General features: G+C 72.9%; 1 protein-coding gene. It reads left to right on the top strand.

Going from position 1 to position 1338, the window contains the following annotated elements; all coding sequences use genetic code 11:
* Positions 1 to 219 precede the first annotated feature (219 nt).
* On the top strand, positions 220 to 1338 hold a 1119-nt coding region (locus tag ESO86_RS17080), incomplete at its 3' end, for an AI-2E family transporter (protein ID WP_242492437.1).

Genomic DNA, 1338 nt, shown 5'->3' with positions numbered 1-1338 from the left:
CGGTCGCTCCGGCCGGCCGCGGGCCCGCGACTCGCGCGCGCACGCCGGACAGAAGTCCCATCGCCCCTCGCCGCCGACTGCTAGCCTGCGCCGCAGGTGCCGCGCCAGATGCCCCGGCGGCGGCGGATCGGGGGGATCATGGCTCGCGGCTGGTGGCGTCGGAATACCGGATCCCCCTCCGAGACGGCCCCGGCGCCGGACCCGGTCGACGCGTCGTCGATGGCTCCCCCCTCGGTCGCACTGCCCCGCGCGAGCATCATCCTGCTCGGCTTCGCGGGGGCGGTCGTCGTGATGTTCGGACTCGCGGCCGCCCGATCGGTGGTGGCCCCGGCGTTCCTCGCGCTCGTGCTCACCATCTGCGTCCATCCGGTTCGGGTCGGACTCGTCCGGCGGGGCGTCCCCGTCGGACTCGCCACCGGGGGCGCGATCGTCGCGGTCTTCGCGCTGCTCGCCGGCTTCGTCGTCACGCTCGTGTTCGCGCTGGCGCAGTTCACGACGCTGCTGCCCGAGTACACGCCGCAGATCCAGTCGGCGGCCGCGAACATCGGCGATGCGCTCGAGGGGCTCGGCATCGGCGCGCAGCAGGCGCAGGCCATCGTCGACGGGCTCGAGCCGTCGCGCATCATCGACGTCGTGACCGCGGTCCTCGGCGGCGTGGCGGGCATCACGTTCTCGCTGGTCGTCATCCTCACGCTGCTGATCCTGATGGCCATGGACGGGACCTACGCGCCGGCCATCCTCTCGCAGCTGCGCTCGCGCCGCGCCGCGCTCGTCGACGCGCTCGTGCTGTACACGCGGAACGTGCGGCGGTACATGGTCGTCACGACCGCGCTGGGCGCCGCGCAGGGCGTGCTGAACTGGATCGCCCTGCTCGTGCTCCAGGTGCCGGGAGCGCTGCTCTGGGGCGTCCTGTCGTTCATCTGCAGCTTCATCCCGAACATCGGGTACTTCATCGCGATCGTGCCGCCGCTCGTGTTCGGGTTCCTCTCGGGCGGGTGGCCGGTGTTCATCGCCGTCCTCCTCGTCTACGGCGTCGTGAACGCGGTCGTGCAGTCGATCGTGCAGCCCAAGGTGGTCGGCGGCGCGGTCCGGCTGAGCGAGACGATCACGTTCGTCTCCGTGCTGTTCTGGGCGCTCGTGATCGGGCCGATCGGCGCGGTCCTCGCGGTGCCGCTGACGCTCCTCGTCCGCTCGGTCCTGCTCGACGCGGACCCGGCGCTCGCATGGTGGCGTCCCGCGACGGGCGACGTCGAGGAGACGAAGGGCATCGCCGCGGAGCTGTCGGCCCAGGCGCGCGCGCAGGCCAAGGCCGACCGCGCGGCACGTCCGCCGCGAGGC

Origin of the sequence: Agromyces binzhouensis, assembly GCF_004135055.1 — a bacterium.
Classification (GTDB): Bacteria; Actinomycetota; Actinomycetes; order Actinomycetales; family Microbacteriaceae; genus Agromyces; species Agromyces binzhouensis.
The sequence above is the reverse complement of the archived record's forward strand: the minus strand, read 5'-3'. Positions and strand labels throughout refer to the sequence as shown.